The organism is Mesorhizobium sp. P3_B5, from assembly GCF_056402815.1.
In genome coordinates this window covers 299,876-325,205 of sequence record NZ_JBFUGR010000001.1, presented here as the reverse complement: position 1 = coordinate 325,205, position 25,330 = coordinate 299,876, and the positions used below count along the sequence as shown (strand labels likewise).

General features: G+C 63.7%; 24 protein-coding genes. 15 read left to right on the top strand and 9 right to left on the bottom strand.

The genetic code is table 11. From position 1 onward, the window contains the following. The first annotated feature begins 100 nt into the window (after nt 1-100). The 6 genes from lptF (at nt 101) to rsmA (ending at nt 7,776) form a co-directional block, all read left to right on the top strand. Nucleotides 101-1,303, top strand: a complete 1,203-nt coding sequence (gene lptF, locus AC1DVW_RS01560) for an LPS export ABC transporter permease LptF (protein WP_477272247.1) — start codon at nt 101-103, stop codon at nt 1,301-1,303. A gap of 16 nt (nt 1,304-1,319) precedes the next feature. Then, nucleotides 1,320-2,402, top strand: a complete 1,083-nt coding sequence (lptG, locus tag AC1DVW_RS01555) for an LPS export ABC transporter permease LptG (RefSeq protein WP_477320801.1) — start codon at nt 1,320-1,322, stop codon at nt 2,400-2,402. Beyond that, nucleotides 2,402-4,810 (top strand): LPS-assembly protein LptD, encoded by a 2,409-nt coding sequence (locus AC1DVW_RS01550; RefSeq protein WP_477320800.1) that lies wholly within the window; start codon nt 2,402-2,404, stop codon nt 4,808-4,810. The genes lptG and AC1DVW_RS01550 overlap by 1 nt, the downstream gene beginning before the upstream one ends. Before the next feature lie 124 nt (nt 4,811-4,934). Continuing rightward, nucleotides 4,935-5,870 carry a peptidylprolyl isomerase gene (locus AC1DVW_RS01545; RefSeq protein WP_477248292.1) on the top strand — a complete coding sequence of 312 codons (936 nt, stop codon included), beginning with the start codon at nt 4,935-4,937 and terminating at the stop codon, nt 5,868-5,870. Between the two features lie 12 nt (nt 5,871-5,882). Next, a complete protein-coding gene (gene pdxA, locus AC1DVW_RS01540; protein WP_477321556.1) occupies nt 5,883-6,911 on the top strand; it encodes a 4-hydroxythreonine-4-phosphate dehydrogenase PdxA in 1,029 nt (342 codons plus the stop codon). Nucleotides 6,912-6,921: 10 nt separating this feature from the next. Beyond that, on the top strand, nt 6,922-7,776 hold the full coding sequence (gene rsmA, locus AC1DVW_RS01535; RefSeq protein ID WP_477320799.1) for a 16S rRNA (adenine(1518)-N(6)/adenine(1519)-N(6))-dimethyltransferase RsmA: 855 nt from the start codon (nt 6,922-6,924) through the stop codon (nt 7,774-7,776). 211 nt (nt 7,777-7,987) lie between these two features. Here the strand turns inward: rsmA and gmk are convergent, their stop codons facing one another. From gmk to fabD, 9 genes are all read right to left on the bottom strand, one after another. Beyond that, nucleotides 7,988-8,644 carry a guanylate kinase gene (gene gmk, locus AC1DVW_RS01530; RefSeq protein WP_477320798.1) on the bottom strand — a complete coding sequence of 219 codons (657 nt, stop codon included), beginning with the start codon at nt 8,642-8,644 and terminating at the stop codon, nt 7,988-7,990. A 5-nt stretch (nt 8,645-8,649) separates the two neighbouring features. Continuing rightward, entirely contained in the window at nt 8,650-9,540 is an 891-nt protein-coding gene (locus tag AC1DVW_RS01525; protein ID WP_477320797.1) for a YicC/YloC family endoribonuclease, read from the bottom strand. A gap of 174 nt (nt 9,541-9,714) precedes the next feature. After that, nucleotides 9,715-10,977: an endolytic transglycosylase MltG gene (mltG, locus tag AC1DVW_RS01520; protein WP_477320796.1), complete on the bottom strand. Its 1,263-nt coding sequence runs from the start codon at nt 10,975-10,977 to the stop codon at nt 9,715-9,717. A 90-nt stretch (nt 10,978-11,067) separates the two neighbouring features. Then, nucleotides 11,068-12,330: a beta-ketoacyl-ACP synthase II gene (gene fabF / locus AC1DVW_RS01515; protein ID WP_477320795.1), complete on the bottom strand. Its 1,263-nt coding sequence runs from the start codon at nt 12,328-12,330 to the stop codon at nt 11,068-11,070. A gap of 34 nt (nt 12,331-12,364) precedes the next feature. After that, a complete protein-coding gene (locus AC1DVW_RS01510; protein ID WP_056109445.1) occupies nt 12,365-12,601 on the bottom strand; it encodes an acyl carrier protein in 237 nt (78 codons plus the stop codon). Nucleotides 12,602-12,791: 190 nt separating this feature from the next. Beyond that, on the bottom strand, nt 12,792-13,529 hold the full coding sequence (fabG, locus tag AC1DVW_RS01505; protein WP_477320794.1) for a 3-oxoacyl-[acyl-carrier-protein] reductase: 738 nt from the start codon (nt 13,527-13,529) through the stop codon (nt 12,792-12,794). Nucleotides 13,530-13,570: 41 nt separating this feature from the next. After that, complete coding sequence (locus AC1DVW_RS01500) at nt 13,571-13,837, bottom strand: type II toxin-antitoxin system RelE family toxin (RefSeq protein ID WP_477320793.1); 267 nt, start codon at nt 13,835-13,837, stop codon at nt 13,571-13,573. After that, on the bottom strand, nt 13,821-14,042 hold the full coding sequence (gene relB / locus AC1DVW_RS01495; RefSeq protein ID WP_477234946.1) for a type II toxin-antitoxin system RelB family antitoxin: 222 nt from the start codon (nt 14,040-14,042) through the stop codon (nt 13,821-13,823). Before relB ends, AC1DVW_RS01500 begins: the two co-directional genes overlap by 17 nt. 87 nt (nt 14,043-14,129) lie before the next feature. After that, the gene (fabD, locus tag AC1DVW_RS01490) at nt 14,130-15,071 is read right to left on the bottom strand and encodes an ACP S-malonyltransferase (protein ID WP_477320792.1); all 942 of its coding nucleotides are present in this window, start codon (nt 15,069-15,071) and stop codon (nt 14,130-14,132) included. Nucleotides 15,072-15,302: 231 nt separating this feature from the next. Between fabD and AC1DVW_RS01485 the strand changes: the two genes are divergently transcribed. The 9 genes from AC1DVW_RS01485 (at nt 15,303) to radA (ending at nt 25,315) form a co-directional block, all read left to right on the top strand. Continuing rightward, nucleotides 15,303-17,264 carry an LTA synthase family protein gene (locus AC1DVW_RS01485; RefSeq protein WP_477248308.1) on the top strand — a complete coding sequence of 654 codons (1,962 nt, stop codon included), beginning with the start codon at nt 15,303-15,305 and terminating at the stop codon, nt 17,262-17,264. Between the two features lie 314 nt (nt 17,265-17,578). Next, a complete protein-coding gene (gene rpsF, locus AC1DVW_RS01480; RefSeq protein WP_477272221.1) occupies nt 17,579-18,079 on the top strand; it encodes a 30S ribosomal protein S6 in 501 nt (166 codons plus the stop codon). Then, nucleotides 18,079-18,327: a 30S ribosomal protein S18 gene (rpsR, locus tag AC1DVW_RS01475; RefSeq protein WP_006203718.1), complete on the top strand. Its 249-nt coding sequence runs from the start codon at nt 18,079-18,081 to the stop codon at nt 18,325-18,327. The genes rpsF and rpsR overlap by 1 nt, the downstream gene beginning before the upstream one ends. A 218-nt stretch (nt 18,328-18,545) precedes the next feature. Then, nucleotides 18,546-19,130, top strand: a complete 585-nt coding sequence (gene rplI, locus AC1DVW_RS01470; RefSeq protein WP_477248313.1) for a 50S ribosomal protein L9 — start codon at nt 18,546-18,548, stop codon at nt 19,128-19,130. A 178-nt stretch (nt 19,131-19,308) separates the two neighbouring features. After that, the gene (locus AC1DVW_RS01465; RefSeq protein ID WP_477320791.1) at nt 19,309-20,598 is read left to right on the top strand and encodes a class I SAM-dependent methyltransferase; all 1,290 of its coding nucleotides are present in this window, start codon (nt 19,309-19,311) and stop codon (nt 20,596-20,598) included. A gap of 85 nt (nt 20,599-20,683) precedes the next feature. Then, nucleotides 20,684-21,007: a YnfA family protein gene (locus AC1DVW_RS01460; RefSeq protein ID WP_477248317.1), complete on the top strand. Its 324-nt coding sequence runs from the start codon at nt 20,684-20,686 to the stop codon at nt 21,005-21,007. A gap of 3 nt (nt 21,008-21,010) precedes the next feature. Continuing rightward, a complete protein-coding gene (locus tag AC1DVW_RS01455; RefSeq protein WP_477320790.1) occupies nt 21,011-21,979 on the top strand; it encodes a small ribosomal subunit Rsm22 family protein in 969 nt (322 codons plus the stop codon). Nucleotides 21,980-22,189: 210 nt separating this feature from the next. After that, nucleotides 22,190-23,680, top strand: coding sequence for a replicative DNA helicase (locus AC1DVW_RS01450; protein ID WP_477248321.1), 1,491 nt, complete (start codon nt 22,190-22,192; stop codon nt 23,678-23,680). Between the two features lie 231 nt (nt 23,681-23,911). Beyond that, on the top strand, nt 23,912-25,315 hold the full coding sequence (radA, locus tag AC1DVW_RS01445) for a DNA repair protein RadA (RefSeq protein ID WP_477320789.1): 1,404 nt from the start codon (nt 23,912-23,914) through the stop codon (nt 25,313-25,315). The last annotated feature ends 15 nt before the right edge of the window (nt 25,316-25,330 follow it).

Sequence of the window (25,330 nt, the reverse complement as noted above, 5' to 3'; positions counted from 1 at the left end):
CCGGATCGAACCGCCGGATGGAAGCAGTTGTACAGGCGCCTGCGGACGACTACCTTGTCGGCAGGCATGATGCCGTTCGGCAAAATCGAGAAAAGCCTTAATGAAGGTCGTTGAACGCTACATCATGCGTCGCGCTTTGGCGGTGTTCCTGGCTGCGCTGGTGTGGACGCTGGCCATCGTGTGGACGACGCAGGTGCTTGCCAAGATCGACCTCGTCACCGACAGCGGCCAGTCGGCGCTGACCTTTTTCGAGGTCGCGGCGCTGATCATCCCGACAATCATCCCGATCGTGGTGCCGTTCGCCCTGGTGGTGGCGGTCGCCCAGACGCTCAGCGTCATGAATTCCGATTCGGAACTGGCCGTCATCAACGCCGCCGGTTCCTCGCGCTGGACCATCGTGCGGCCGATCATGCTTTTGGCGCTGGCGGCGGCGGTCTTTTCCTTCGCGGTCGACAATGGCATCGAGCCCTATGCGCGGCAGAAGAACCGCGAGCTGGTCGCGTCGTCGCGCGCCGATCTGTTGTCGCTGATCATCCAGGAAGGCACTTTCCGCAAGATCGACGAGGGCCTGTTCCTGCAGATCGGCGAGCGGCTTCCCGACAACCGGCTTGGCGGTATCTTCGTCGCCGATTCGCGTGAGGAAGGCGCAAATCTGGTCTACTACGCCAAGACGGGCAGCGTCGTCGAACGCGGCAACGAGAAGGTGCTGATGATGAATGACGGCGTCATTCATCGCAAGACACTGACCGGCGACCTCTCGGTCATCCGCTTTTCCTCCTACGCCTTCGATCTGTCCGCCTTCATGGCGGCGGCGAACGAGGTCACGCTTTTGCCCAAGGACCGCACGACCCAGTACCTGCTCAACCCAAGCCCCAACGACAAGATGTTCCAGCGCCAGCCAAGCCGCTACAGCGCCGAAGTCAACCAGCGTTTTTCCGAATGGTCGTACTCGCTGGTGTTCGCGCTGATTGCGCTGGCGGTGGCCGGTGACGCACGCTCGCACCGCGAGGCGCGCATCCATCCGCTGATCACGGCCATTGCGGTTGCACTGTTCGTGCGCTGGCTCGGCTTCTTCGCCGCCGGCAAGGCCGACAAGATCCCGCAATACGCCTATATGGTCTACGGCGTGCCGATCGTGGCTTCATTGATTGCCATCTGGTTCATCGTCTCAAACCGGGCCATGGAACTGCCCGGCGCCTGGGCCGACTGGATGACCAATCTTGCCAGCCGCTTCAGCGACGGCTGGACCGCCATCAAGCTGCGCTTCGCCAGGCGCGGCGCGTCCGGGCAGGGAATCGGCTGATGGGCTGGACTCGCTAATGGGCTGGACTCTGGGTCGCTACTTCTTCTTTCGCTACGTGGCGATCACGGTGTGGTTTTTCATCGGCCTGCTGGCGCTGGTGTTCCTGATCGATTTCACCGAGCTTTCCGGCCGCATCGTCGGCTTGCCGGGCTTCACCTATGGCTCGGCATTCGCCATTTCGGCGCTGCGGATGCCGATGATCATGCTGCAGACGGTGCCGTTCGTCGGCCTGTTCTCGGCCATGGCGACGCTGGTGTCGTTGAACCGCAAATACGAGCTGGTCATCGCGCGATCGGCCGGCGTTTCGGCCTGGCAGTTCCTTTTGCCGTGCTGCATCGGCGCGCTCTTGTTTGGGGTGTTGTCGGTCGGCATCATCAATCCGATAGCCGCGCACGCCTTCTCCTGGTCCGAACAGATCGAAACCGAGCTACGCTCCGGCAAATCGAACGCCGTTTCGCCCGACGCGACGCCCTGGATCCGGCAGAAAACCAACTCCGGCGACACCATCATCGGCGCCCGCGCCATTCTCAGTCAGGGACTGGAGATGTCCGACGCCGTCTTCTTCGTCCTGTCTGCGCAAGGCGACATCGTCGAACGCAAGGATGCGGCGCGCGCCTTCCTGCGCGACGGCTATTGGGAGCTGCAGGACGTCAAGGTGTTCAAGAATGGCACCGTCCGGTCGCTGGCCAGCGACCGGGTGGTGACCAATCTCAAGCCGGAATTCGTGCAGGAACGGTTGGCGCGCCCGGAAACCATCCCTTTCTACGAGCTGCCGGGCAAGATTGAGGTTGCCCGTTCCTTCGGCCTGAAGGCAAATGCCTTCGCCATGCAGTTTGATTCGCTGGTGGCGTTGCCGTTCCTGCTTGTCGCCATGACGCTGATTGCGGCAACAGTATCAATGCGATTTGCGAGGATGGGGCAGTCGGCAACGATGATTCTGGGTGGCGTCCTGGCCGGCTTTCTGCTTTATGTCGTTTCGGTGCTGGTCAAGGCATTCGGCGTGGCGGGATTCGTTCCCACAGCCGTGGCTGCATGGGTTCCGGTTGTCGTGGCTATGTTCTTTGGGGTGACATTCCTGCTATACAAGGAAGACGGCTAGTGAGGGAGGCGGTTTTGCGCAGCCATAGGCAGGCCGGTTTGGCGCGCCTTTATGGGGCGAGCGCCTTGGCATGCCTGCTCGCCTGCGCCGTGCCGATGGCCCCTGCGCTGGCGCAGGACGTCACCGACATGGCGTCGAAAGTTCCGGCCGGCACGCAGATGCTTTTGGCCGCCGATACGCTTGTCTACAACAACGACAACCAGACCGTGACAGCCGTTGGCGGCGTCCAGATCGACTATGGCGGCAATCGCCTGGTCGCCCAGCGGGTCGTGTACGACCGCAACACCAAGCGCCTGGTTGCCAGCGGCGCTGTCGAAATCATCAACAGCGACGGCACCAAGATCAATTCGGACCATATCGACATCACCGACGATTTCGCCGACGGCTTCGTCAATGCGCTGCGCGTCGAAACGCCGGAAAAGGCCTATTTCGCCGCCGAGAGCGCGGAGCGGATGGGCGGCGTGCTGACGACCTTCCACAATGGCGTCTACACCGCCTGCGAGCCGTGCGAGGACAAGCCGGACAAGGCGCCGACCTGGCGCGTCAAGGCCAGAAAGATCATCTGGAACGGCGAGAAGAAGACGGTGCGCTTCGAGAACGCGAATTTCGAGTTCTTCGGCTTTCCGCTGGCCTACCTCCCGGCCTTCGAGATCGCTGACCCGACGGTCAAGCGCAAGAGCGGCTTCCTGATCCCCGGCATCACCTACAACACCGATCTCGGTGTCGGCGTCAAAATACCCTATTATTTCGCGTTGTCGCCGACTTACGACCTCACCGTCACCGGCAGCGGCTACACCAAGCAGGGTTTCCTCGGCGAGGCCGAGTGGCGCCAGCGCTTCAACAATGGCGAGTACAGCCTGAAGATCGCCGGCATCCGGCAAGAGAATCCCGACGAATTCATCGACAGCAGTGGCCACAACGTCAATTCCGGTGCCGCTGGCGACCCGAACAAGTTCCGCGGCATGATGGGCACCAAGGGCCAGTTCGCCATCAACCCGCGCTGGGATTTCGGCTGGGACGTCCTGCTGCAGTCCGACAAGAATTTCTCGCGCACCTATGCCATCGATGGCTACAAAGACGCCGTCCATCAGTCGACGGTCTACCTGACCGGCCTCAACGGCCGCAATTATTTCGACGTGCGCGCCATGCGGTTCCAGGTTCAGGAAAACACGCTGGTCAACGATCCGACCGCGCGCGCCGGCAAGCAGCCCTGGGTGCTGCCATCGCTCGACTATGCCTACATCCCCGACATGTCGGTGGCCGGCGGCCAGTTGTCGCTCAACGTCAATGCGCGGGTCATCAGCCGCGACAGCTTGGACAAGGCGCTTGATTCGGCCTCAAACGTCGAGCGCGTGCGCGGCATCGAGGGCCAATCCGGCCGCCTCACCGCCGAGGCCGAGTGGAAGCGCACCTTCACCACCGATGGCGGGCTGCAACTGACGCCGCTGCTGGCGCTACGCGGCGACGCCAGCTACCTCAATGCATCTTCGGCCTCACTCGCCGCGATCAACCAGATGGCGACAAACCTCGGCGAGAACGACGACATGCGTTCGTCGCTGGCCCGTTACATGGCAACCGCCGGGCTTGAAATGCGTTGGCCGGTGCTGTTCTCGATGCCCAGCTCCAGTCATATCGTCGAACCGATGGCACAACTCTTCGTGCGCCCGAACGAGCAATATGTCGGCGGCCTCAGCGTTCCCAACGAGGACGCACAGAGCTTCGTCTTCGACGCCACGACGCTGTTCGAACGCGACAAATTCTCCGGCTACGACCGCATGGAAGGCGGCAGCCGCGCCAATGTCGGGTTCCGCTACTCCGGCGCCTATGACAATGGCTGGAGCACCAACGCGCTGTTCGGCCAATCGTATCAGCTAGGCGGGCAGAACTCGTTCGCCGCGCCAGACCTGGTCAATGTCGGTGCCTATTCGGGCCTCGAGACCTCGACCTCCGACTATGTCGGCCTCGTCGGCTTCAACAGCCCCAGCGGCTTCTCCGGGTCGCTCAGCGGCCGTTTCGACGAGCAGAGCTTCGAGATCCGCCGCGCCGAGGTGAAGGCGGCCTATTCCGGCCTGCCGGTTTCGTTGAGCGCAAAATACGCCTTCATCCAGGCGCAGCCGCTGTACGGCTTCACCACCGACCGTCACGAGGTCACGCTTGGCGCCTCGACGCACCTTAACGAGAACTGGCGCATCTTCGGCACCGGAACCTATGACTTGCAGCAAAGCGTGCTGGTCAAGGACGGGGTCGGCTTTGCTTACAATGATTCCTGCTTCACCTATTTGATGACGTTCTCGGAATCGCGCGACTCGGTCACCAAGGAAGTGTCGCAGAATGTCGGCTTCAACCTGTCGTTCCGCACGCTGGGCGATTTCGGTTCGTCGACCAGCGCCGTCGACACGATCCAGTAACAGGCGATCTTGTGCGTCCAGGAGTGGGCGCACGTGGCTTCAGCGACATCGTTTTGCCGCATAAAGCAGGCACGGGTTTTGGCTCCCTGGCATGGGGTTGGGCGGGAACCAGGATAGATTTGGGATGCTTTCGATGAGAAAATACCTCTTTTCGGCAGGTTTCGCGCTGCTTGTGGCGGCGACTTCGGTTTCGATCACCGTGATGACACCGCCGGCCTTCGCCAGCGAGATCAAATACGTCGTCAACGACGTACCGATCACCACCGGCGACATCGCGCACCGGGCCGCGTTCCTGCGCCTGCAGCACAAGAAGGGCGACGCCGCCAAGGAAATGGTCGACCAGACGCTGCGCGTCACCGAAGCCAGGCGCCTCGGCATCCGCGTCAGCGACGCCCAGGTCGAGGCCGCCTACCAGCGCTTTGCCTCGACCAACAAGATGCAGCTCAAGCAACTGGACGGTGTCATGGCGCAGTCCGGTGTCAGCAAAGAGCATTTCAAGGAGTTTATCCGCGCCCAGATGGCCTGGAACCAGGCGCTGACCGCGCGCTACCACTCCGGTGACAGCGGCGGGGCGGTCAGCGAACAGGACCTTGTCAAGAAGATGCTCGAAAAGGGCGGCGCAAAGCCAAGCGCCACCGAATACATGCTGCAGCAGGTCATCTTCGTTGTGCCGGCGGCCGAGCGCAGCGCCACGCTGGCCAAGCGCAAGCGCGAGGCCGACGCTATGCGCGCCCGCTTCAATGGCTGCAACAGCACGCGCGAATTCGCCAAGGGCCTGATCGACGTCACCGTGCGTGATCTTGGCCGGGTGCTGGCGCCGCAATTGCCACCGGACTGGGCCGAACAGGTCAAGGCCACCAAGGTCGGCGGCGCCACGCCCACGCGCGCGACCGACCGCGGCGTCGAGTTCATCGGCATCTGCTCGTCGCGAGAAGTCTCCGACGACAAGGTCGCGCAGATGGTGTTCCAGGCCGAAGGCAGTACCGACAAGGACGCCGACGCGCTCAGCGAGAAATATGTCGAGGAGTTGCGGAAGAAAGCCCGCATCGTCCAGCGCTGAGCTGGCTTGGCCGTGCTTGACGCAGAGCTTCCGCTGGCGCTGAGCGTCGGCGATCCTTCCGGCGTCGGGCCGGAGATCGCCATTGCGGCGTGGCAGGCGCGCGACAGCGCTGGCGTACCGCCATTCTACCTTCTCGCCGACCCGTCGCTGATTGCCGCGCGGGCGCGTCGGCTCGGCGCCGATGTGGCGATCGTTGAGACGACGCCGGCGCAAGCGGCGCGCGTCTTTCACCGCGCCCTGCCCGTCGTGCCGCTGGTTGCCCGCTTCACCGACAATCTCGGCCGGCCGGACCCGGCCAACGCCGCCGGCACCATCGAGGCCATCGACCGCGCCGTGGCCGACTGCCTTACCGGCCGGGCCGCGGCCGTTGTCACCTGCCCGATCGCCAAGAAGCCGCTCTACGATGCCGGCTTCGGCTTTCCCGGCCACACCGAATATCTGGCGCATCTGGCGTCGCTTCACGGCGGCGTCGAAGTGACGCCGGTAATGCTGCTTGCCGGTCCCGAGTTGCGCACCGTTCCGGTGACCATCCACATTGCGCTGGCCGAGGTGCCGAAGGCGCTGACGACAGAGCTGATCGCCACCACCGGCCGCATAACCGCCGCCGATCTTGCAAGTCGTTTCGGCATCGCCAAGCCGCGGCTCGCCATTGCCGGGCTCAACCCGCATGCCGGTGAAGGCGGCGCGATGGGCACGGAAGACGAGCGCATCATCTGCCCTGCGATCGACATTTTGCGTGCGCTTGGCATCGACGCCTTCGGGCCGCTGCCGGCCGACACGATGTTTCATGCGCGCGCCCGCGCGGGCTACGATGTGGCGATCTGCATGTATCACGACCAGGCGCTGATCCCGGCCAAGGCACTGGCCTTCGACGAGGCGGTCAACGTGACGCTTGGCCTGCCCTTCATTCGCACCTCACCCGACCATGGCACCGCCTTCGACATCGCCGGCAAGGGCATTGCGCGCGCCAACAGCCTGATCGCGGCGCTGGTCCTCGCCCGCAGGCTGGCCGATACCGGAACGAAGGTCGCTGCCGAATGAGCCCTCGAACATGAGCATCGACGGGCTGCCGCCGCTGCGCGAGGTGATCGAGCGCCATGAACTGCAGGCGAAGAAGGCGCTCGGCCAGAATTTCCTGCTCGACCTCAACCTCACCGGCAAGATCGCGCGCGCCGCCGGCGAGCTGACAAACTGTACGGTGATCGAGGTCGGCCCCGGTCCCGGCGGGCTGACCAGGGCGCTGCTGCTTGCGGGCGCCCGCCGCGTCGTCGCCATCGAGCGCGACGAGCGCTGCCTGGCGGCGCTTGCAGAGGTGTCGGACCACTATCCCGGCCGGCTCGAGATCATTGCCGGCGATGCACTGAAGACGGATTTCGCCGCCCTTGCCCAGGAGTGGTCAGACGGCGACATGCCTGGAAGCGGGGGGTCGGTGAAGATCGTCGCCAACCTGCCTTACAATATCGGCACCGAACTGCTGATCCGCTGGCTGACAATTGCCGAGTGGCCGCCCTTCTATGTCTCGATGACATTGATGTTCCAGCGCGAGGTGGCCGAGCGCATCGTGGCCAGCCCGGGCAGCGACGCCTATGGCAGGCTGGGCGTGCTGGCCGGCTGGCGGACAGAGGCGAGGATCGCCTTCGACGTGCCGCCGCAAGCGTTCACGCCGCCGCCCAAGGTGACGTCCTCGGTGGTGCATCTGGTGCCGCGTGCCAGCCCCTTGCCCACCGAGGTGAAGAAACTCGGCCGCGTCACCGAAGCGGCCTTCGGCCAGCGTCGCAAGATGCTGCGGCAGAGCGTCAAGAGCCTCGGCGGCGAAGCGCTGCTGACCCGCGCCGGCATCGATCCGACGCGACGGGCGGAAACCTTGAGCGTCGAGGAATTCGTGCGGCTGACCAACGCGGTGTAAGGAACTGCCGATCTCCCCCCTAGTGGGGGAGATGTCCGGCAGGACAGAGGGGGGCGTGAAGGATCGCTGCCTCTGTCTGGACCTGCCAACGGCCGTCAGCCGGCTCAGGATGTAGTCTAAATTACTCAAACGCCGGCGGGACAGCGCCCCCCTCTGCCCTGCCGGGCATCTCCCCCACAAGGGGGGAGATTGGCACTCCACCGCAGCGTCCCTAATCCGTCTTCTCGTCCAGCAGGCCCGAGACGAAGTCGAACAGGCCCGGCCGGCGGTCGCGCCTCAACCGCTCGGCGGTGACGATCCCGCGCACCTCGGCGAAGGCGCGATCGAGATCGTCGTTGATGATGACGAAATCATATTCCTTCCAGTGCTCGATCTCGTTGCGGGCGTTTTTCAGCCGCATCTCGATCACCTGCTCCTGGTCCTCGGCCCGGCGCTTCAGCCGTGCCTTCAATTCCTTCATCGACGGCGGCAGGATGAAGATCGAGACGATGTCGGCGCGCATCTTCTCCTTGAGCTGCTGCGCGCCTTGCCAGTCGATGTCGAACAGCATGTCGCGGCCTTGCGCCAACGCCAGTTCGGCCGGCTCGCGCGGCGTCGCGTAGCAATTGCCGTGCACCTCCGCCCATTCGAGCAGCGCGTCGGAATCGCGCAGCCGCTCGAACTCGCGCATGGTGCGGAAGTGATAGTGGACGCCCTCGATCTCTGAGCCGCGGCGCGGCCGCGTGGTGACAGAGACCGACAGTTCGAGGCTTGAATCGCTTTCCAGCAGATTGCGCGCGATCGTCGACTTTCCGGCGCCGGACGGCGACGACAAGACCAGCATCAGCCCCCGACGGCGAATGCGGGAACCTACATCCTTGGCGGCCATCGGGGTTACTCCAGATTCTGGACCTGTTCGCGAAACTGGTCGACCACTGCCTTCAGCTCCAGCCCAATGGCGGTCACCGCCGCAGCGTTCGACTTCGAGCACAGCGTATTCGATTCGCGGTTGAATTCCTGCGCCAGAAAATCGAGCTTGCGGCCGATGGCGCCGCCACCTGCCAGCAGTGCCCGGCCCGACGCCACATGCGTCTTCAGCCGGTCGATCTCTTCACGGATGTCGGCCTTGGTGGCGAGAAATGCCGCTTCCATGTGCAGGCGGCCGGCGTCGAGATTGGCCGACGCATCCATCAGCAGTCGGACCTGCTCGGCGATGCGTTCGCGGATCGCCGCCGGTTCGCGCGACGGGTCGGCCTCGGCCTGCAGCGTCAGCGCCTCGATGGCGTCGATGTGGCCGGACAGCAATGAGGCTAGTGCCGCGCCCTCGCCCTGGCGCGCCAGCTCCAGCCCGCCCAGCGCCACTTCCAGTGCCGACACGATCGCCATATCGAGGGCTGCCCGCGCCTCTTCGGTTTCAGTGCTTTCAGGGATGTCGAGCACGCCGCGCAGTGCCAGCAGTCCGTCGGCTGTCGCGGGTGCCACGCCGAACTGCTCCTGCAGCCGCTTGGCCAGTCCGGCCAGATCCTTCAGGAAGACTTCGTTGACCACCGGCTGGACTTGCGCGCCGGCGGCGCGGCCAATGGTCAGCGTCGCCTGGAAATTGCCGCGGGAAAAGCGCTTCTGCAGCGTCTGCCTGACCGCAGGCTCCAGCCGCTCAAAACCTTGCGGCAGCCGCAGCCTGACCTCGACGCTCTTGCCGTTGACCGACTTGACCTCCCAGGCGATCGACGTGCCGTCCTGTTCGGCGACAGCGCGCGCAAAACCGGTCATGCTCTGCAAACTCATGGTTTCCGTACGTCCCCCTGGCGGTATGCCCCGAAAGCGCTCCGGACATGCCTGGCTTCAAAATGCCGGAGCGTCCCATGCGTGTTCAACGCGACGCTGGGCGCTCTTATAAAGTTTTAGAGCGTCCCTGGCGCGTTCAAATGGACACGCGAGGGGCGATTTTAGAAATCAGCGCTACTGGGCGGCTCCGGCATCGCCGCCAGCGTCGCCATTGTCACCGGTATCGCTGCCGTCACCGTCATCGCCGGTCTCGGCCGGCTTGTCGGCGCCAGTCTGGTCTGTGCCTTGGGCTGCCTTGGCGGCATCGTCTGCCTGCTTCTTCTGCAGCGCCCGGTAACGGGCAACGTTCTCATTGTGCTCTTCCAGCGTCGCGGCAAAGACATGGCCGCCGGTGCCGTCGGCGACGAAATAGAGATCATCGGTCTTCGACGGGTTGGCGACGGCTTCAAGCGCGGCGCGGCCGGGATTGGCAATCGGCGTCGGCGGCAGGCCGTTGATCAGATAGGTGTTGTAGGGCGTCGGCTTCTCGATGTCGGACTGGTAGATCGGGCGATCGGCGGGTTTGCCCTTGCCGCCGAACAGGCCGTAGATGATGGTCGGATCCGATTGCAACCGCATGCCCTTGGCCAGCCGGTTGAGGAAGACGGCGGCGACCCGCGAGCGCTCATCCCCCTTGCCCGTCTCCTTCTCGACGATCGAGGCCAGTGTGACGAAGTCCTCGACATTGGCCAGAGGCAGGTCGGGCGCTCGCCGCTGCCAGACGTCGTCGACCAGCTTCTTCTGGTCGGCCAGAAGCTTGTCGACCATCTGCTGGCGCGTGGCGCCACGGGTGAAGCGCAGCGTGTCGGTGGCGAGGCTGCCCTCCAGCGGCAAGGCCGCCGGCATGTCGCCGGACAATGCGGCCTGATCGGCGATACGCTGCATCGCCTGCTCGACCGTCAGCCCTTCGGGAATGGTCAGCGAATACATCACCGACTTGCCGCTCTTCAAAAGTTCCATGATCTCGCGCATCGAGGCCTTGGGCTTGATCTCGTATTCGCCGGCCTTCAGCGCGGAATCGTTGCCGTAGGCGCGCACGCCAAGGCGGAAGATGCGGGCGTCGCTGATCAGTCCGCGCCGCTCGAGCTGTTCGGCGATATCCTGGACGCCGGAGTTCGACTTGACCAGGAAGGTGTCGCCATTGGCCGACGGGCCGGCCTCGTTGAACGCCTGCTTGCCAAAATAAAGCGAGATGCCGGCCGCCAGAACCATCAGCATCACCGAGGAGATGACGAAGTTCATGAACACGACGACCTGGCTGCGCGAGGCGCGCGAACGCCGCGGCGGTGGCGTGCCGGCTTCAGGCCGCAATGCCTCGCTGGCCGTCTTCGGCACGATCGGACCGGGTGCAGCCTGTCGCTGCCCAAATTCTCCGTTGCCTGCCGGATTTGTGTTCATTGTGCCCTGCCGTTTGATCTCTCAACGAATCCCCTCGGGCAGAGTAGGGGCGAATATGGCAAAATTGACGACAGGCTGTTGGCGGGCCGGTCAGCCATTGTAGCGCTGGAAGATGAGCGAGGCGTTGGTGCCGCCGAAACCGAAGGAATTGGACAGCGCCACATCGATCTGGCGAGCCCGCGGTGTGTTCGCCACCAGGTCGATCGCTGTCTCGCGCTCCGGGTTGTCGAGATTGATGGTCGCCGGCGCAATGTTGTCGCGGATGGCAAGGATCGAAAAGATCGCCTCGGCGGCACCGGCCGCCCCCAGGAGATGACCGATTGACGACTTGGTCGACGACATCGAGATTTTCGACGCGGCATTGCCGACCAGCCGCTCGACGGCGCCGAGTTCGATCGTGTCGGCCATGGTCGAAGTGCCGTGGGCGTTGATGTAGTCCAGATCGGACGGGGTGAGCTTGGCCCGGTTCATCGCCGCCGTCATGCAGCGGAAAGCGCCGTCGCCGTCTTCGGCAGGCGCGGTGATGTGATAGGCGTCACCGGTCAGGCCATAACCGGTAACCTCGGCATAGATTTTTGCGCCGCGCGCCTTGGCGTGTTCGAGTTCTTCCAGCACGACGACGCCGGCGCCCTCGCCCATGACGAAGCCGTCACGGTCACGGTCATAGGGACGCGAGGCTTTTTCCGGCGTGTCGTTGCGCTCGGTGGACAGCGCCCGGCAAGCGGCGAAGCCGGCAAGCGAAAGCCGCGTCACCGGCGATTCGGCACCGCCGGCCAGCATCACGTCGGCATCACCGAAGATGATCAGCCGGGCGGCATCGCCAATGGCGTGCGCGCCGGTCGAGCAAGCGGTGACGACGGCGTGGTTGGGGCCTTTCAGCCCGTGCCGGATCGACACTTGTCCGGACACAAGGTTGATGATGTTGCCAGGAATGAAGAACGGGCTGATGCGGCGCGGGCCGCGTTCCTTCAGGATGATGGCGTTTTCGGCGATGCCTTCAAGGCCGCCAATGCCGGAGCCGATCATGACGCCGGTGGCGCAGCGCTCCTGCTCGTTCGCAGGCTCCCATCCGGAATCCTTCAGCGCTTCATCGGCGGCCGCGATCCCGTAAAGGATGAAGTCGCCGATCTTGCGCAGTTCCTTCGGCTCGAGCACGGCTTCGGGATTGAGCGTACCGTTGGAGCCGTCACCGCGAGGAATGACGTGGGCGATCTTGCAGGCAAGATCTTCCACTTCGAACTCGGTGACGCGCTTGGCCGCACTGCGGCCGGTCAGAAGTTGCTTCCAGCTGTGCTCGAAGCCCATGCCGAAAGGCGAAACCAGGCCAAGGCCCGTGACGACGACACGCCTCATCGCAGGTCCTCCCCGGTGATGCCTGCGAAAAGCCTCAGGCCGAGGCCTTGTCGATGTACTTCACAGCGTCGCCGACGGTCAGGATGGTCTCGGCCGCATCGTCCGGAATCTCGACGCCGAACTCTTCTTCGAACGCCATGACGAGTTCGACCGTGTCGAGGCTGTCTGCGCCCAGATCATCGATGAAGCTCGCCTGCTCCGTCACCTTGTCGGCTTCGACGCCAAGGTGTTCGATGACGATCTTCTTGACGCGCTCTGCGGTGTCACTCATTTGGGGCATCCTCGTCTTTTGTTTGTCTGTCTTCGTTAGCGGGCAGAATGCCGCTAATCAAGCTGAAAGATGGTCCTGCCGGAAACGCAACGACAACGGACCGGTTTTTGCCCGAACCGCCGGGTTGCGGGCCGCATTACACGAAAAATAGCGCGCGTCCAAGCCGAAATGGGGTGTTTTTCCGCAACTGTTAGATCATTGCCATGCCGCCATTCACATGAATGGTCTGGCCGGTGACATAGGCCGCCTCGTTGGAAGCGAGATAGGCGACAGCCGAGGCGACTTCGGCGCTGGTGCCCATGCGCCGGGTCGGGATCGCCGCCATGATCGCCTCTTTCTGCTTGTCGTTGAGCTTGTCGGTCATTGCCGATTCGATGAAGCCGGGGGCGACGCAGTTGACGGTGATGTTGCGGGTGGCGATCTCCTGCGCCAGCGACTTGGAAAAGCCGATCATGCCGGCCTTGGTGGCACAGTAGTTGGTCTGGCCGGGATTGCCGGTGACGCCGACCACCGAGGTGATGTTGATGATGCGGCCATGCCGGCGGCGCATCATCGGATGGGTGAGTTCGCGGGTCAGCCGGAACACGGCGGTGAGGTTGACCTCCATCACGCTGTCCCAGTCGGCGTCGGCCATGCGCACGAACAGCCCGTCCTTGGTGATGCCGGCATTGTTGACCAGAATGTCGACACCTTCGAGGTCGGCCTCCGCCTTCTGGCCGAGCGCCTTGACCTCGTCGCGGTTGGAAAGATTGGCGGGAAACAGCTTGACGCGATCACCGAGCTCGGCGGCCAGCGTCTCCAGTTTATCGACGCGCGTGCCGTGCAGGCCGACAATGGCGCCTTGCGCATGCAGCACCCGTGCGATCGCCTCGCCAATGCCTCCCGATGCGCCGGTGACGAGTGCCTTGCGGCCGGTCAATTCGAACATTTTTTATCCTCTTCTCAAATCAGACGGGCCGGCGAATTTGGCTATCTGTAGACGTCGCCACGATGGCCTATCGTCACCACCAGAATGACGAGCCGTTTGTCCTGCACATCGCAGATAATCCGATAATCCCCAACTCGATATCTCCAAAAAGTCGCCAGAGGTCCCTTCAGCGGCTTGCCGGCCTCGCGCGGATTGTCGAGTGCGGCGATGCGGTTTTCGATGAAATCTCGGATACGGTGACGTGTCTGCGGGTCCAGTTTTTCGACGAATTTGCGCGCCGAGCGGGCATATTCAAGCGTCCAGGCCACGCCAGAATTCCTCGGCCGTCACAACATCCTCCTCGCCGCTCCTGATCCGCTCCAAGACCTCGGCTGCGAGATAATAGTCTTCCATGTCCTCAAGACCGCGCTCGATGAGTTCGCGCAGATAGAAGGCCTTACTGCGGCCGGTCTTGGTCGCAAGAAAATCCAGGCGCTCTTCAATTTCGGGAGCCAGTCGGATCGAGGTTGGCATACCGCCCTCCTGATGAATACATGTATTCATGTACAGTGGTGAGACCAGAAATTCAAGCCCGAGCCTCGCCTGTGCCGGACGCTCTAATCAACCAAGCGCCGCCAGCGCCGCCTCGACATCGGCCGCCATGCCGACGGCGCCGGTGGCGATGTCGCGGTTGATGCGCCGCACCAGCCCAGACAGCACCTTGCCGGCGCCCACTTCGTAAAGCGTGGTAACACCGTTTTGGCCGAACCACTCAACCGTTTCGCGCCAGCGCACACGGCCGGTCACCTGTTCGACCAGGCGGCTGGCGATGACGTCGGGATCGCTGGTCGGGGTCACCGACACGTTGGAGACGACGGGAATGACCGGCGCGTTCCTCGTCACGCCGGCCAGCGCCTCGCGCATGACCTCGGCCGCAGGCGCCATCAGCGCCGAATGGAAGGGCGCCGAGACCTGCAGCATTAGAGCCCGCTTGGCGCCCTTTTCGGTGCACAGCCTCGCCGCCAGTTCGACCGCGGCCCTGCCGCCGGAGATGACCAGCTGGCCGCCACCATTGTCGTTGGCGATCTGGCAGACTGAGCCCTTGGCGGCCTCCGCGCAGGCGGCTTCGACATCGGCCTGCTCCAGACCGATGATCGCCGCCATGGCGCCCTCGCCGGCCGGCACCGCCGCCTGCATGGCGTTGCCGCGAACGCGCAGCAGCCGGGCGGCATCGGCGACGGACACGAAGCCGGCGGCGGCAAGTGCCGAATATTCGCCGAGCGAATGGCCGGCGACATAGGCGACCTTGTCCTTCAGCGAAAAGCCGCGCGCTTCCAGCGCCCGGATCGCCGCCAGCGACACCGCCATCAGCGCCGGCTGGGCATTGGCGGTCAGCGTCAGCGTCTCCTCCGGTCCTTCCCAGATCAGCTTCGACAGGTTTTCGCCGAGCGCTTCGTCGACTTCCTCGAAGATCCGGCGCGATTCTGGAAAGGCGTCGGCAAGGTCCTTGCCCATACCGACAGCCTGGCTGCCCTGTCCCGGAAAGGTGAATGCGACGGCCATGTGCGGCTCCAGAGGCTGGTTTTTCCCTGCCTGTGACGCAAGGCGGGCGGCCAAGTCAAGTCCACGAGGGGCCATTCGCGACCGGTTTCGGAACGGCGACACTGGGCGAGTGCCTGATCCAAAAGGCTTTTTGGCGATCACTCATGATGAAAACCGAACACGATTCGTTTGCTGGCTCTTCTCATTTTCGCCACAGGCGCTAGCTTTGCGTGACAGTTCGATGACAATTCGATGACGCATTTGTTGCGGGCCGGGGATTTTAAGGTGGCAAACCGTTTGAAGCGCGCTGGCAAGGCCGCGCCGCAGTTTCTGGAAGGCGATCCGTCCACCGGCTATCTGCCGGGCCGGAAATGGCCTGTTATCCGCTATGGGCTGCTCAGCCTGCTCGCGTCCGCAATCCTGGTTTTCGCAATCGAACTGATCGTGCGCGGCGACTTCATGGGCACGGTCGGCTTCTTCCTGCAGCCGTTCAAGCCGGGTTGGACCACCATCATCATCTTCGCGCTGATCCTCATCGGCCTCGATGCCGTGCTCGGCCGCAGCCACCAGAGCCTGATGATCGTCGCACCGCTGACGTTGGCGCTGGCGTTTGTCGGCCACCAGAAGTCGCTCTATCTCGGCGACCCGCTCTATCCCACCGACTTCCTCTACTCCCGCCAGATCGTGGCGCTGATGCCGCTTCTGGTGCGTGATCGCCCGGGAACCGCCATCATGATGGCGGTTGGCATCGTCGGCGGGCTGTCGCTGCTGGTCTATGGCTGGCGGCTATGGCGCCGCCGGGTGCCGGCGCTCAGCCACAAGGGCCGGCTCGCCCGGCTGACGCTGACCGTGCCGCTGCTCGCCTTCGTCGTCTCGATCATGGACTATGCCACTTTCTCGTGGACCCGCGACCGGCTGCAGATCATCCCGATCATGTGGGACCAGAAGGAAAACTACGCCTCCAACGGCTTTGCGCTCGCCTTCGCGCTCAACGTGCCGATGGCCCATGTCTCGGCGCCGGCGGGCTACTCCGAAAAGGCGATCGCGGCGATCGACAGATCCGATGTGACGGCGTCGGTGCCGGCAGAGAAGCCCGACATCATCATCGTCATGAGCGAATCCTTCTGGGATCCGACCAAACTGCCCGGCGTCACCATCACGCCCGACCCGATCCCCAATGTGCGGGCACTGCGCTCCGGCTATATGTTCTCGCCCGAATTCGGCGGCATGACCGCCAACATCGAGTTCGAAGCGCTGACCGGCTTTTCCAACGCCTTCCTGCCGGCCGGCAGCATTCCCTACCAGCAATATGTACGCACCCCGACGCCTTCGCTGGCGACGTTCCTGAAAGGCCAGGGCTACAGGGCGCGCGCCATCCATCCCGGCACCAACTGGTTCTGGAACCGCGGCGCGGTCTATGCCGATTTCGGCTTCAACGACTTCAAATCGGAAGAAAACCTGCCCTATCTGGAAAAGCGCGGACCGCTGGCCTCCGATGCGGCGATGACCGACGAGATCATCCGCGAGGCCGACGCCAGCGACGATCCGGTATTCTTCTTCGCCGTCAGCCTGCAGAACCACGGGCCCTACGAGCCGCATCGCTATTACAATCCGACCCACAAGGTCGACGCGCGGATCAGCCCGTGGGCGCGTGAATCGCTGTTGAGCTATGCCGAAGGCTCCGCCGACGCCGACCGCGGCCTCGAGCGGCTGATCGAATGGGCGAAGAAGCGCGACCGGCCGACGGTCATCGCCTTTTTCGGTGACCATCTGCCGCCGCTCGGGCCGGTCTATGTCGAGACCGGGTTCCTCAAGGACAATGTCGCGCCGCGCAAGGAACCGTCGGCCGAGGCGGCGCTCGAGCACCACCAGACACCGCTCATCCTGTGGTCGAACCGGACCGGTCCGGCCGAGGACATGGGCGCGGTCAGCCCAGCCTTCCTGCCCTATCATATCCTGACCATGGCCGGCATCAGCCACCCCTACTACACCGGCTTCCTTGGTGCCTTGCGCGAGCACTACCGTGTCGTCGACCGCAATCTCTTGCTGACACCGGCAGGCGACGCCACGCCCGACTGGGCACGGCAGAAGACGATCGATCCGGCGATCAACGATTTCCGCCTGTTGCAATACGACATGATGTTCGGCAAGCGCCACGCAGCCCCCGACTTCTTCCCCGAAACGGTCGACAAGCTCGTCGCTCATACGAGCTGAACGACGGCGTTTTTCGACCCTGCGACGCCAAGGACACTGCGTGCAACGCTGCTTGTGCTTGCCTTCCAGCCGGATTGCTGTATAGACGCCCGCAATCTGCCGGTCCTTGCTGGGGGCTGAACGGAGGGCCGGAGGTTTTATCCAAAACCTTCGTGTGAAGCCAGAAGCGCTTCCGCCTCCCGTGTCTCCGCTCTCGACCGTCTCGAAATGCTCCTTTCTTCCCCGCCCCCTTTCGGGATCAGCGGGTCAGAGAAGTTGCAGAGGCTTTTGCCGCCGGGAACCGGGAGAGAAACGAAGAAAGGCACTGAACCACTATGGCTCTATACGAACATGTGTTTCTTGCCCGGCAGGACCTCTCGCAGCAGCAGGTCGATGCGCTTGTCGAACAGTACAAGGGTGTCATCTCCGCGAATGGCGGGTCCGTCGGCCGGGTCGAGAACTGGGGACTGAAGTCCCTCACCTACCGGGTCAACAAGAACCGGAAGGCATACTACACGCTTATGGACCTCACCTGCCCGCCGGCAGCGCTCAACGAGATGGAGCGCCAGATGGGCCTGTCCGAAGACGTGCTGCGTTTCCTGACCGTCAAGGTCGAGGCGCATGAGGAAGGCCCGTCGGCCATGATGCAGAAGCGCGAAGAGCGCTCGGAACGCGGCGGCTTCGGCGATCGCGACCGTGGCGATCGTGGTCCGCGCTCGTTCGGCGACCGTGATCGCGGCGACCGTGGCGATCGTCCGCCGCGCTCGTTCGGCGACGCAGGTGCCGATCGTGGTCCGCGCCGTCCGCGCGAAGGCTTTGAAGGGGGTGCAGAATAATGGTCGACATCAATCAGATCCCGACCCGGCGCCCTTTCCACCGCCGCCGCAAGACCTGCCCGTTCTCCGGCGCCAACGCGCCCAAGATCGACTACAAGGACGTGCGTCTGCTGCAGCGCTACATTTCCGAGCGCGGCAAGATCGTGCCGTCGCGCATCACCGCCGTCAGCCAGAAGAAGCAGCGCGAGCTCGCCAAGGCGATCAAGCGCGCCCGCTTCCTCGGCCTGCTGCCATACGTGGTTCGCTAAGACTTTCGAGCGGGCGGTTCGCCGCCCGCTTTTTTCTCCCACGGCGACGGGCGCCGCAGGGTTTCTCTTCAAATCCCGGGTTGAGGTCAAAGACCTCTAACTGCCGCGACAGGCAGGACAGCGACACCAGCGCCAAAGGCGCTAGAAGCTTCCTGACCTGTTCCAGACAATTCGGCGTCGATCCCATGGATTGGCACCCAAACTGAAGGAACAAAACCATGGAAGTCATTCTTCTCGAACGCGTTTCCCGCCTCGGTCAGATGGGCGATACCGTCAAGGTCAAGGACGGGTTCGCCCGCAACTTCCTGCTGCCGCAGGGCAAGGCGCTGCGCGCCAACGAAGCCAACAAGAAGAAGTTCGAGGGACAGCGCGCCCAGCTGGAAGCCCGTAACCTCGAGCGCAAGTCGGAAGCCTTGCAGGTTTCGGAAAAGCTCGACGGCAAGAGCTTCATCGCCGTGCGTTCGGCTGGTGAAACCGGCCAGCTCTACGGTTCGGTGTCGACCCGTGACATCGCCGATCTGCTGACGGCTGGCGGCTTCTCGGTCAACCGCAACCAGATCCTGCTCAACCAGCCGATCAAGACCATCGGCCTGACCAATGTGGCGATCGCGCTGCATCCGGAAGTCGAAGTCACCATCACGCTCAACATCGCCCGCACGGCCGACGAAGCCGAGCGCCAGGCCAAGGGCGAGACGCTGACCACTGCCGAAGCCATCTATGGCGACGACATCAACGACAACGCCCGTCCGGAAAACTTCTTCGACCCGAACACTGAGTTCGAAGGCGGCGAAGAGAACGCCTGATCAAGCATGAGGAAGCGCCAGAGCGGCGCTCCCTCATCACTTTGTCGGCATCCAGCCTTTGTGGACCAATGCCCGGGCCTCTCGCCCGGGCATTTTTGTGCCAAGCGGAACTTTTCGAAACCCTATATATTGGTGCAGAATTTAGACAGGCTGTCTGACCGAAAGGGGACAATTGGTCATGAATATTCTGCTCAAACGCGTTCTCGATCGCCTGGTTCGCACAGGCAGTCTCAAGGTCACCGGGCCGAGAGGCTCGACGGTGGTGTTCGGCGACGGCAGCGGCGAAATGGTGCACATGCACATCAAGACCGCGCATGCCGAGCGCGCCATCACCTTCGACCCGATGCTGGCGGTGCCGGAAGCCTATATGGACGGCGAGCTCGACATTATCGAGGGCGGCGTGCTGGGCGTGATGCGCATCGCCTTCCAGAACATGGGCAGCGGCGGCATCGACGCCACCTGGGCGAAGGCGATCGAAGGCCTGCGCCACGCCTTCCGCCGCCTGCAGCAGATCAACACCGCGACGCGGGCGCGCCGCAACGTGCAGCGCCACTATGATCTGTCAGGCGATCTCTACCGGCTCTTCCTCGACGAGGACATGCAGTATTCCTGCGCCTATTTCGAGCAGCCGGACATGACGCTCGACGAGGCGCAGGCGGCCAAGAAGCGCCATATCGCGGCCAAGCTTCGGCTGAAGGCCGGGCAGACGGTGCTCGACATCGGCTCCGGCTGGGGCGGACTTGGTCTCTTCATGGCAAAATCCTTCGACGTCGACGTGCAAGGCGTGACGCTGTCGACCGAGCAGCATGGCGTCGCCACCGACCGTGCTCATGCGCAAGGCCTGGAAAACCGCGTGCATTTCGAACTGAAGGACTACCGCGAGCTCAACGAGCGTTTTGACCGCATCGTCTCGGTCGGCATGTTCGAACATGTCGGCGTCAACCACTACCGCACCTTCTTCGACAAATCGGCGACGCTGCTGAAGCCGGACGGCGTCATGTTGCTGCACACGATCGGCCGCTCCGGCGTGCCGTGGGCAACCAGCGCCTTCATCCGCAAATACATCTTCCCGGGCGGCTACATCCCCTCGCTCTCCGAAGTGATGCCGGCAATCGAGAAGTCGGGCCTCATCGTCACCGATGTCGAGATCCTGCGGCTGCACTATGCCGACACGCTGAAGCACTGGAGCCAGCGCTTTGCCGCCAACCGCGACAAGGCCAAGGCGATCTATGACGAGCGCTTCTGCCGCATGTGGGAGTTCTACCTGGCGGCTTCCGAAGCCGCCTTCCGCTGGCAGGATTTGGTGATCTTCCAGATCCAGATCGCCAAGAAGAACGACACGCTGCCGATGGCCCGCGACTACATGGCCAAATGCGAGAAGGCGCTGGAAATGCGCGAGATCGGACACCGCCAGCAACAGCCGGCCGCCAAGCCGGCCCGTCGCCGCAAGGTGGCGGATCCAGAATAGAACTACCGCGGCAACCAATCGGCCATTGTTCTTGCCATTGCCTGCCCAACCATGAAAAAGGTCTCGTTATCGCGAGACCTTTTTCATGACCTATCTCCTCTACGTCGCTGCCGCGCTGGCCGAGATCGCCGGCTGTTTTTCGTTCTGGGCGTGGTGGCGGCTGGAGAATTCGCCGCTATGGCTGTTGCCCGGCCTCGTCTTGCTGGCCCTATTCGCCTTCCTGCTGGCACTGGTCGACACGTCAGCAGCCGGCCGCGCCTATGCCGCCTATGGCGGCATCTACATTGCCGCGTCGCTGGCCTGGCTTTGGCTGGTCGAAGGCGTGCGTCCCGATCGCTGGGACCTTGCTGGGGCCACGCTCTGCATTGTCGGCGCCTCGGTCATCCTGCTCGCACCTCGAGGCGCCTGAACGATGGAGTTGCCTGCCCCACTGCGACAAGGCGTCGAGCGCATTCTCGAAAAGGTGCCGTTGCCGGTCCTCAAGCAAGCGGCAAAGACGCTTTCGGACCGCTACCGCGCCGAACTGCGCGACGGCCGCCTGCACATGGCGGAGGACATGGCGGTGAAAGCCTATCTGGCGACGCGGCTGCCGGCGACCTATGCCGCCGTCCGCGCCAGCCTCGATCAGCTGAGCGCTGCCCGACCGGACTATGCCCCGAAGACCTTGCTCGACGTCGGCGCCGGCCCGGGCACGGTGGTTTGGGCCACGACCGATCTCTGGCCTGACCTCGAACAGGCGGTGCTGCTGGAAGCCAGCGCCGCGGTGCGCAAGGTCGGCGAGACCCTTGCCGCCGACACGATGGGCGCCAAAATCGCCTGGTTGGCTGGCGACGTCACCATCGACCTTGCCGATCTCAAGCCGGCCGAACTGGTCACTTGCGCCTACGTGCTCGACGAGATCCCGCCGGCGTCATTGCCCAAACTCGTCGACCGGCTGTGGCAGCTGACCGCAGATACGCTGCTGATCGTCGAGCCGGGCACGCCGGCCGGCTGGCAGCGCATCCTTGCCGTGCGCCGACAACTGATCGAGGCCGGCGCGCATGTGCTAGCCCCATGCCCGCATGACGCGCCCTGCCCTGTCAGCCCGCCCGACTGGTGCCATTTCGCCCGCCGTGTCGCCCGCTCGCGCCTGCATCGGCTGGCCAAGGACGCCGACGTGCCGTGGGAGGACGAGAAGTTCATCTACGTCGCCGCCTCGCGGCAGCCCGCGTCCTCACACCTCGCACGGGTGATCGCGCCGCCGAAATCGGGTTCCGGCAAGGTGTTGCTGAAACTTTGCCAACCAGACGGCAGCGCTGACGAGAAACTGTTCACCAAGCGCGACGGCGGGCTGTTCAAGGCCGCGCGGCGCCTGGACTGGGGCGATGCGCTGCCCGAATAAGCCATAGATGTGGATTTTCTTGTTTTGTTCTCCTTCGAGAAACGCTACGCTCCCCAACTCGATTCGAGTCAATGACGATTCTTTCCACCGAAATATCTTGGCTGTGAATCGCGGGCATCAACGCTGATTGGACGCGAGTGATGCATATAAGTCAGCACCGGATTTTTCGCGTTCTGATATCGAGAAGCCGGGATCGAAATCGGGGACATCATGGCTGAGGCAGCACGCAAATTCGGCGTGGCGGAAACACCGCTCTATCGCGAGGCACCGAACAACATCGAGGCCGAGCAGGCGCTGCTCGGCGCCATCCTCGTCAACAATGACGCCTTCTACCGTGTCTCCGACTTTTTGAAGTCCGGCCATTTCTATGAGCCGCTGCATCGCAGGATATTCGAGGTCGCGGCCGAGCTCATCCGCATGGGCAAGGTGGCGACACCGATCACGCTGAAAACCTTCCTGCCGGCCGACGAGAAGGTCGGCGAGATGACGGTGGCGCAATATGTCGTGCGGCTGGCGGTCGAGGCCGTCACCGTCGTCAACGCCACCGACTACGGCCGCGCCATCTACGATCTGGCGACGCGGCGCGCGCTGATCACCGTCGGCGAGGACATGGTCAACATCGCCTATGACGCGCCGGTCGACATGTCGCCGTCCGAGCAGATCGAGGATGCCGAGCGGCGCCTGTTCGAACTGGCCGAGACCGGGCGCTACGATGGCGGCTTCGAAAGTTTCACCGATGCGGTCAAGACCGCCGTCGACATGGCCAATGCCGCCTATATGCGCGACGGCCATCTTTCGGGCCTCGCCACCGGCATGCGCGATCTCGACCGCCGCATGGGTGGCCTGCAGGCGTCGGATCTGATCATCATTGCCGGCCGCCCGGGCATGGGTAAGACATCGCTCGCCACCAACATCGCCTTCAACATCGCCGAGATGTATCAGCCGGCGCAGCAGGCCGACGGTTCGTTCAAGGCCGCCAATGGCGGCGTCGTCGGCTTCTTCTCGCTGGAAATGTCGTCTGAGCAGCTCGCCACCCGCATCATTTCCGAACAGACGGAAATTTCGTCGTCAAAAATCCGCCGCGGCGAGATTTCCGAGATGGATTTCGAAAAGCTGGTCGCCTGCTCGCAGACCATGCAGAAGATTCCGCTGTTCATCGACCAGACCGGCGGCATCTCGATCGCTCAGCTCTCGGCGCGCGCGCGTCGCCTGAAACGCCAGCGTGGCCTCGACCTCATCGTCATCGACTATATCCAGCTGATGCAGGGTTCCAGTGCCAAGTCCTCGCAGAACCGCGTGCAGGAAATCACCGAGATCACCACCGGGCTGAAGGCGCTGGCCAAGGAACTCTCAGTGCCGATCATCGCGCTGTCGCAGCTGTCGCGTCAGGTCGAAAGCCGCGACGACAAGCGCCCACAGCTCTCCGACCTGCGTGAATCCGGTTCGATCGAGCAGGACGCCGACGTGGTGATGTTCGTCTATCGTGAGGAATACTATCTGAAGAACCGCGAGCCGAAGCCCGGCACCGACGAATACATCAAATGGGAACACGAGATGAACGAGATGCGCGGCAAGGCCGAGGTGATCGTCGCCAAGCAGCGCCATGGCCCGACCGGTTCGGTCAGCCTTGCCTTCCAGGGCGAATTCACGCGGTTCTCGGATCTTGCCGAGGAGCATCATCTGCCGGATCGGTTTGAGTGATCTTTTGATCTACGCTCGCGTTCCGTCACACCCCCCTCTGGCCTGCCGGCCATCTCCCCCGCAAGGGGGGAGATTGGATGTTGCCATCGATTTCGCCAATCGCCAGCGTTGCAAGGAAAACGCCGCCCGTGAAGCTGCCAATCTCCCCCCTTGCGGGGGAGATGTCCGGCAGGACAGAGGGGGGTGGGCAGGATCGCCGAGCCTCTGCCACTTCCACACAGCATCAATCTAATGGCCAAATCCCGCGTCCAGTTCATCTGCCAGAATTGCGGTTCGGTGCATCAGCGCTGGGCCGGCAAATGCGATGCCTGCGGCGAATGGAACACGCTGGTCGAGGAAGGCACGTCGGGCGGCATCGGCTCGGGTCCGGCCAACACGCGCAACGCCCGCAAGGGCCGCGCCGTGGTGCTGACCACGCTGTCGGGCGACATCGAGGATGCGCCGCGCATCATCTCCGGCATCGGCGAACTCGACCGCGCCACCGGCGGCGGCTTCGTGCGCGGCTCCGCCCTTCTGGTCGGCGGCGATCCCGGCATCGGCAAATCGACGCTTTTGACCCAGGCGGCCGCGGCGCTCGCGGCAAAAGGCCACCGTATCGTTTATGTCTCGGGCGAAGAGGCGGTCGCCCAGATCAGGCTGCGGGCGCAGCGGCTCGGCGTCGCCGACACACCGGTCGAACTCGCCGCCGAGACCAATGTCGAGGACATCCTGGCGACAATAGCCGACGGCAAGCGGCCGGACCTGGTGATCCTCGATTCGATCCAGACGCTGTGGACCGATATGGCCGATTCGGCGCCCGGCACCGTCACCCAGGTGCGCGCCTCCGCCCAGGCGATGATCCGCTATGCGAAATCCACAGGGGCGGCGATCGTGCTGGTCGGCCATGTCACCAAGGAAGGTCAGATCGCAGGCCCGCGCGTCGTCGAGCACATGGTCGACGCGGTGCTCTATTTCGAGGGCGAAGGCGGCCACCACTACCGCATCCTGCGCACGGTGAAGAACCGGTTCGGGCCGACCGACGAGATCGGCGTCTTCGAAATGTCGGACAAGGGCCTGCGCGAGGTCGCCAACCCGTCCGAGCTTTTCCTCGGCGAACGCCATGCGAAATCGCCGGGTGCCGCGGTTTTCGCCGGCATGGAAGGCACCAGGCCGGTGCTGGTCGAGATCCAGGCGCTGGTGGCGCCGTCGTCGCTGGGCACACCGCGCCGCGCCGTCGTCGGCTGGGACGGCGCCCGGCTGTCGATGATCCTGGCGGTGCTCGAAGCCCATTGCGGGGTGCGTTTCGGCACACATGACGTCTATCTCAACGTCGCCGGTGGCTACCGGATTACCGAGCCTGCCGCCGATCTCGCGGTCGTGGCGGCGCTGGTTTCCTCGCTCACCGGTCTTGCCCTTCCCGCCGATTGCGTCTATTTCGGCGAAATCAGCCTTTCGGGGGCCGTGAGACCGGTGGCGCATGCGCTACAGCGCCTCAAGGAAGCCGAAAAGCTGGGGTTCGCAAGTGCGGTTCTGCCCTTGGGCAGCGAGGAACTTGCCGGGGGGATAGGGGCCGGCGCTTTCCAGCCCACCGAGCTTGCCGATCTCGTGGCGCGCATAGCCGGCTCACGGCGCAGCCGCGCCGACGAGGAAGAGTGACGCGGCTCGTCGAGC